The sequence below is a fragment of the Streptomyces sp. SID11385 genome (genome assembly GCF_010548245.1).
Taxonomy (GTDB): Bacteria; Actinomycetota; Actinomycetes; order Streptomycetales; family Streptomycetaceae; genus Streptomyces.
The window spans coordinates 23,827-30,101 of record NZ_JAAGLR010000180.1; the positions used below are offsets into that span (position 1 = coordinate 23,827).

Below are 6,275 nucleotides of genomic sequence, written 5' to 3' on the forward strand. Positions count from 1 at the left end.
ACCATTGCTTGACTTGATGCGGAGGTTGGGCTCATCGGACACGCGGAGACCCTCATAGCGATGGGCGGCGCCTTTCTCGCCGCCGCCGTGCTCGCCCGGGCGGGCGGGCGCATCGGACTCCCCACCATCCCGCTGTTCATCCTGGCCGGGATATTGCTCGGCCCGCACACCCCTGGAGTCGTGCTCGTCTCGGACCCGCACGACCTGGAGATGCTCAGCGCCCTCGGCCTGGTGCTGCTGCTCTTCTACCTGGGGCTGGAATTCCATCTCGACGAGCTCAGGACGGGCGGGCGGCGCATGGCGCTCGCCGGGGGCACGTATCTCGCCCTGAACGTCGGCGCCGGCCTCGGCTTCGGATTCGCCCTCGGCTGGGGCACCTCCGAAGCTCTGGTCCTCGCCGGGGTGCTCGGCATCTCGTCCTCGGCGATCGTGACGAAGGTCCTCGTCGACACAGGGCGCCTCGGCAATCCGGAGACGCGTCCGATCCTCGGCATCATCGTCGTCGAGGACATCTTCCTCGCGCTCTATCTCGCCGCGCTCCAGCCGATCCTGTCCGGAGCCGACTCGCTCGCCGCGGCGGTGCTCGACGGCGCGAAGGCGTTCGGCTTCCTGCTGCTGCTCGCGCTGGCCGCGCGCTTCGGGACGCGGCTCGTGGGGCGGCTCATGCACACGCGGGACGACGAGCTGCTCGTCATCTCCTTCCTGGGGATGGCGGTGTTCGTCGCCGGGGTCTCGGAGTGGTTCGGGGTCGCGGACGCGATCGGGGCCTTCATGGTCGGCCTGATGCTCGGCAGCACGTCCTCGGGCGCCCGTATCCGCACCCTCGTGCACCCTTTGCGGGATGCCTTCGGGGCCATCTTCTTCTTCGCCTTCGGTCTTTCCATCAACCCGGGCGACCTGCCGAGCGTGCTGGGGCCCGTCCTGCTCGCGGTCCTGCTGACCTTCACCATGAACGTGGTCGCGGGGCTGCTCGCGGGCCGCATGTACCGCTTCGGCAGGGGCCCGTCCGCGAACATCGCGACCACGCTCCTCGCCCGCGGCGAGTTCGCGCTGATCCTCGCCACGATGGCGGCGGGCGCCGGTCTGGACGAGCGGCTCTCGCCCTTCATCGCCGGCTACGTACTGCTGCTCGCCGTCCTCGGCCCGTTGGCAGCAGGACGCGCGCACTGGCTCGCGCACCTGCTGCCGACGGCCGAGACGGACCCCGGGGAGGGGCCCGAAACCGCTCCGCCGACCGAGACCGTCTCTCTGGTCAAGGCCGGCGGCGCGGGGTGAGTACGGCGGGGGCGGCCGGCCTCGGGGCCGCTCCGCGCTCGTACTGGTGGTGGGTGAGGTTGCTGCCTTCCGGGGTTGAGGCTGACCCGTGAGGCAGTAGAGCCCTCGTACGGTGAGAGACGTTCCCCGTACGGACCTGCCGACGGGCTGGGCCAGTGGCCTGCCGGTCGGTTGAGGAAGAGAGTGGCACACATCAGCGACGGCTGCGCAATCGCGAAAAAACCGCTCACTCGAAAGAGTGGGCGGTTTTGCGGCTTCCACGAAGTTATCCACAGATTCGCGGGATTGGTGCGGGGGGTGGGGAGGGGTGCGGAAGACTTGATGCAGGGGCGCCCCCCAGGGAGGGTGGGGGCTGCCCGCGTGCACCGCACAGCGAAGCCCACTCGCCCCCGAGCCGCCCCCGTCCAGCCAGCTCCCCGCCCAGCCAGCTCCCCGCCCCTACTCCCCCACCTGATCCCGGCAGATCAGCACCAGCGCCCTGTCGTCGTTCACGTCCTTGGCCACCGCCTCGATGAGGTGCCACGAGGCACCCACGAAGCCGCCGGGCACGTACCGGTCGGCCTCGCCGGTGAGGCGGTCGATGCCCTCGGAGATCTCGCGTTCGGCGGTCTCGACGAGGCCGTCGGTGAAGAGCATCAGGATGTCGCCCGGGTGCAGGCAGCCTTTGGCCGGTTCGAACTCGGCGCCGCCGTAGACGCCCAGGAGCGGGCCCTCCGCGGTCATCTGCTCCCAGCGGCCCGTCCCGGCGTGGAGCTGGACGGCCGGCGGGTGGCCCGCCGAGTAGACCTCGTACTCGCCCGTCTCCAGGTCCAGGACCAGGTGGATCGACGTGGCGAAGCCCTCGTCCCAGTCCTGGCGGAGCAGGTAGCCGTTGGCGGCGGACAGGAAGTCGGCCGGAGGCAGTGAGCCGAGGAGGCCGCCGAAGGCGCCGGACAGGAGCAGCGCGCGGGAGGCGGCGTCCATGCCCTTGCCGGAGACGTCGGTGAGGACGACTTCGAGGACGCGCCCCTTCTTCGTGCGCGAGGCGACGACGAAGTCGCCCGAGAAGAACTGCCCGCCGGCCGGTCGCAGGGACATCTCCCGGTGCCAGCCGCGCGGCAGACCCGGCAGTTTGCTCTGCACCCGGATGCGTTCGCGCAGGTCGAAGAGCATCGTGCCGCCGCGCCGCCACGGCACGCCGACCCGGCTGCGGAACTGGGCGACGAGCAGGCCGACGAAGCCGCAGCCCGCGACGACGAGGATCGAGCCGGGGGTGACCCGCGCGGGCCCGTCGGTGTACGGGCCGAGGACCACCGATTCCACGATGAGGGCCGCGGCCGAGCCCGCGTAGAGCCCGAGCAGGCTCGCCGGGCGCAGGACGAGCCCGCCGATCGTGATGGGCACCGCGAGCATCGCGGGATCGCACCAGACGGGGGCGACGACCGTGAGCCAGCCGATGAGCGGCACGCACAGGAGCAGCCCGACGAGGGCGATCCAGTCCGAGCCGTCGCCCCGGAAGTAGTCGACCCCGGCCCGGCGCACGGCGATGCGGGCCCGGTGGTACCGCATTCGCCACCGTGCCGCGGGGGTCTGCGCCGCAACGCGTTCGCCTGTCATTGCTCGGGACCCTACCGAGCGGCGATGCCTTCGCGCACCGAGGGGTCCACTTTGTCCAGGTAGCGCACCCCGCACCACGTCCGCACTGATGATCGGGCGCAGGGCGCGCACAGCGGGCGCACACCGCGCGTTCAGGGGGAAATGCCCTCGCGGTGCGGCGGTCGTGTTGGTAGAGAGGCGGCATGACGACCGAGGTGCGCAAGCTCGACAAGGCCTATTACCCCCAGTGGTACGACAATCTGATCCTCGCCTTCGGTGGGCTGCACGAGGCGGCGGAGGAACGCGCGCTCTGGGACGAACTCGTCGAGTTCGACCGCTCGTTCGCCGCCTGGGACGGTGCGGAGCTGATCGGCTCGGCGAGCGGCTTCACGTTCCGGATGACGGTGCCCGGCGGGGCCTCCGTCCCGGCGAACGGCGTGACGATGGTGAGCGTCGCGGACACGCACCGCAGGCAGGGCGTGCTGACCGCGATGATGCGCGCGCAACTCGACGAGGTACGCGCGCTCGGCGAGCCGCTCTCGGTGCTCACCGCGTCCGAGGCGCCGATCTACGGCCGCTTCGGGTACGAGGCCGCGACGCGCATGGTGCGGGCGCGCATCGACGCGCACCGGGTGCGGGTGGTCGCGCCCGAGGGCACCGAGCGGGTACGGGTGCGGCGGGCGGGGCTTCTGGAGTCGCTGCTGGCGTGCGAGGCGGTGTACGCGGCGCTCGTTCCGGGGCGTCCCGGGCTCTTCGCCCGGCAGCCGGGCTGGGAACGGCTCGGCCTGCTCGATCCCGAGGCGGACCGCGCGGGCTTCTCGCCGCTGCGCGTCGTGCTCGCCGAACGGGACGGCGAAGTCGTGGGCTTCACCCGCTTCCAGGTCAAACCGGTGTGGGACGAGGCCGGTACGCCGCACGGCGAGGTGCGGGTACGGACTCTGGAGGCGCTCGATCCCCCGGCGTACGCGGCCCTGCTGCGGCACGTGCTCTCGCTGGACCTGGTCGAGACCGTGGAGCTGAGCCGGACACCGCTCGACGCCCCGTGGCAGGCGCTCGTCAGCGATGTACGCCGCTGTCGGCCGACGCTGCGCGAAGAGTTGTACGTGCGGCTCGTGGACGTGGGCGCGGCGCTCGCGGCCCGTACGTACCAGGTTCCGGTGGACGCCGTCTTCGAGGTGCGGGACGACTTCTGCCCGTGGAACGAGGGGCGTTGGCGGCTGCGCGGCGGACCGGAGGGGGCCGCGTGCGTGCGTACGGAGGACGCGGCGGATCTCGCGCTGTCGGTCCGCGAGCTGGGCGGCGCGTACCTCGGGGGGACCTCGCTTGCGGAATTCGCGGCGGCCGGGCGGGTGCGGGAGGTGAGGGCCGGGGCGCTGGGGCCCGTATCGCTCGGCTTCGGGAGCCAGGTGGCGCCGTTCCTGGCGCACGGGTTCTGAGACGGTTTCTGAGCCTCGTAGGGGGACGGGGCGGGGCTCGTACGGGAGCACCCCTGCCCGGCAGCCCCGCCCCGTCCGTGCGGACTCGCGCCCGCTATGCCCCGGTCCCCTGGCAGCGCGGGCACCAGAAGAGGTTGCGGCCCGCCAGTTCGCGGGTCCTGATCTCCGTGCCGCAGACCAGGCAGGGCTGGTGGGCGCGGCGGTAGACGTAGACCTCGCCGCCGTGGTCGTCGCGGCGGGGCGGGCGGCCCATGGCCTCGGGGGTGTGCTCGGGGCGGACGGTGTCGATGCGGCCCAGGCGGACGCCTTCGCGCATGAGCGCCCGCAGGTCGGTCCAGAGCGCGTCCCACTCGGCGCGGGTGAGGGAGCGGCCGGGGCGTGCGGGGTCGATGCCGTGGCGGAAGAGCACTTCGGCGCGGTAGACGTTGCCGACGCCCGCGACGATCTTCTGGTCCATGAGCAGCGCGGCGATCGTCGTGCGGCTGCGGGCGATGCGCGTCCAGGCGGCCTCTCCGTCGTCGGCCTCGCGCAGCGGGTCGGGCCCGAGGCGGGCGTGGACGGCGGCCTTGGCCTCGTCGTCGATCAGCGCGCAGGCGGTGGGCCCGCGCAGGTCGGACCAGCCGCCCGGTCCGGTCAGGCGCAGCCGGATCGTGTCGGTGGCCGGGGGCGGGGTGCCCGGGCCCTGGGCGACCTTGCCGAAGAGGCCGAGGTGAATGTGGACCCAGCCGAGCGGGCCGAAGGCGAGGAAGAGGTGCTTGCCGTGGGCCTCGGCGCCTTCGAGGACGGCTCCGTCGAGCAGCGCGGCCGAGGCGGCGAACTTGCCCTGCGGGGAGGCGGCCCGCACCGGCCGGCCGCCGAACCGCTGGTCGTGGTCGGCGGCGAGCCGGTGCAGGGTGTGGCCTTCGGGCACGGTCAGGCTTCGGGCTGCGGGTGGTGGGCCGGGACGGGCGGCAGCACGCCGCTCTTCTCGTACGCGGTGAGCATCTCGATGCGCCGGGTGTGGCGCGCTTCCTCGGAGTACGGGGTGCTGAGGAAGACCTCGACGAAGGAGGTGGCCTCGTCGGTCGAGTGCATCCGGGCGCCGACCGAGACGACGTTGGCGTTGTTGTGCTCGCGGCCGAGCTTCGCCGTCTCGACGCTCCAGGCGAGGGCGCAGCGGACGCCTTCGACCTTGTTCGCCGCGATCTGCTCGCCGTTGCCGCTGCCGCCGATGACGACGCCGAGGGCCTCGGGGTCGGCGGCGGCGCGCTCGGCGGCGCGGAGGCAGAACGGCGGGTAGTCGTCCTGGGCGTCGTAGATGTGGGGGCCGCAGTCGACCGGCTCGTGTCCGTGCTCGGTGAGCCATTCGACGAGGTGGTTCTTGAGTTCGTAGCCCGCATGGTCGGAGCCGAGATACACGCGCATACCGAGGAGTGTGGCACGTCGGGAACGGGGTAGCCGCTCCCGGGTCCGGGTGGCGCGCGTCCCCCTTGTCCGCGCCGTCCCGGACCGTGACCAAGCCAACTGAGCGTGTGCTTGGCAGCGGGCGCGCGCGGGGATTGTCCTAAGCGCGCGCTTTGTGGTTCCCTCCGGGACCCCGCGCTCAGGCGAAACGAAGGACTCAACGTATGACGCAGTCGATCAGCGAGCCCGGACACAAGGACGGCCCCGAAGGGCCGGGCGGGAACGGAGGTCCCGGCGACCCCGGTGGGCCGGGCGGTGCCGGTGGGCCGGGCGGTGCCGGTGGGCCGGGCGGTGCCGGTGGGCCGGGCGGTGCCGGTGGGCCGGGCGGTGCCGGTGGGCCGGGCGGTGCCGGTGGGCCGGGCGGTGCCGGTGGGCCGGGCGGTGCCGGTGGGCCGGGCGGTGCCGGTGGGCCGGGCGGTGCCGGTGGGCCGGGCGGTGCCGGTGGGCCGGGCGGTGCCGGTGGGCCGGGCGGTGCCGGTGGGCCGGGCGGTGCCGGTGGGCCGGGCGGTGCCGGTGGGCCGGGCGGTGCCGGTGGGCCGGGCGGTG

The 6,275-nt window shown here is 73.2% G+C and carries 5 protein-coding genes and 1 pseudogene; 3 read left to right on the forward strand and 3 right to left on the reverse strand.

The features are described from left to right. The first annotated feature begins 60 nt into the window (after window positions 1-60). Window positions 61-1,275 carry a cation:proton antiporter gene (locus G3I42_RS05450; RefSeq protein WP_164282858.1) on the forward strand — a complete coding sequence of 405 codons (1,215 nt, stop codon included), beginning with the start codon at window positions 61-63 and terminating at the stop codon, window positions 1,273-1,275. Between the two features lie 438 nt (window positions 1,276-1,713). On the opposite strand, the gene G3I42_RS05455 is transcribed toward G3I42_RS05450, so the two are convergent. Further along, window positions 1,714-2,823: a PP2C family protein-serine/threonine phosphatase gene (locus G3I42_RS05455; RefSeq protein ID WP_164282859.1), complete on the reverse strand. Its 1,110-nt coding sequence runs from the start codon at window positions 2,821-2,823 to the stop codon at window positions 1,714-1,716. A 230-nt stretch (window positions 2,824-3,053) separates the two neighbouring features. On the opposite strand from G3I42_RS05455, the gene G3I42_RS05460 reads away from it, so the two are divergent. Continuing rightward, window positions 3,054-4,286 carry a GNAT family N-acetyltransferase gene (locus G3I42_RS05460; RefSeq protein WP_164282861.1) on the forward strand — a complete coding sequence of 411 codons (1,233 nt, stop codon included), beginning with the start codon at window positions 3,054-3,056 and terminating at the stop codon, window positions 4,284-4,286. A 94-nt stretch (window positions 4,287-4,380) separates the two neighbouring features. Here G3I42_RS05460 and G3I42_RS05465 read toward each other — a convergent pair whose 3' ends face one another. Both G3I42_RS05465 and G3I42_RS05470 read right to left on the reverse strand, forming a co-directional pair. Continuing rightward, on the reverse strand, window positions 4,381-5,196 hold the full coding sequence (locus G3I42_RS05465; RefSeq protein WP_164282864.1) for a DNA-formamidopyrimidine glycosylase family protein: 816 nt from the start codon (window positions 5,194-5,196) through the stop codon (window positions 4,381-4,383). 2 nt (window positions 5,197-5,198) lie between these two features. Further along, on the reverse strand, window positions 5,199-5,690 hold the full coding sequence (locus tag G3I42_RS05470; protein WP_164282866.1) for a ribose-5-phosphate isomerase: 492 nt from the start codon (window positions 5,688-5,690) through the stop codon (window positions 5,199-5,201). A gap of 282 nt (window positions 5,691-5,972) precedes the next feature. On the opposite strand from G3I42_RS05470, the pseudogene G3I42_RS36860 reads away from it, so the two are divergent. After that, window positions 5,973-6,275 (forward strand): annotated as a pseudogene (locus tag G3I42_RS36860) (M23 family peptidase); the annotation flags it as partial.

Bases quoted from the DNA above. Each gene is read 5' to 3' on its own strand.
- G3I42_RS05470 (WP_164282866.1), bottom strand. From the start codon at position 5,690: ATGCGCGTGTATCTCGGCTCCGACCATGCGGGCTACGAACTCAAGAAC.
- G3I42_RS05455 (WP_164282859.1), bottom strand. From the start codon at position 2,823: ATGCGGTACCACCGGGCCCGCATCGCCGTGCGCCGGGCCGGGGTCGAC.
- G3I42_RS05450 (WP_164282858.1), top strand. From the start codon at position 61: ATGGGCGGCGCCTTTCTCGCCGCCGCCGTGCTCGCCCGGGCGGGCGGG.
- G3I42_RS05460 (WP_164282861.1), top strand. From the start codon at position 3,054: ATGACGACCGAGGTGCGCAAGCTCGACAAGGCCTATTACCCCCAGTGG.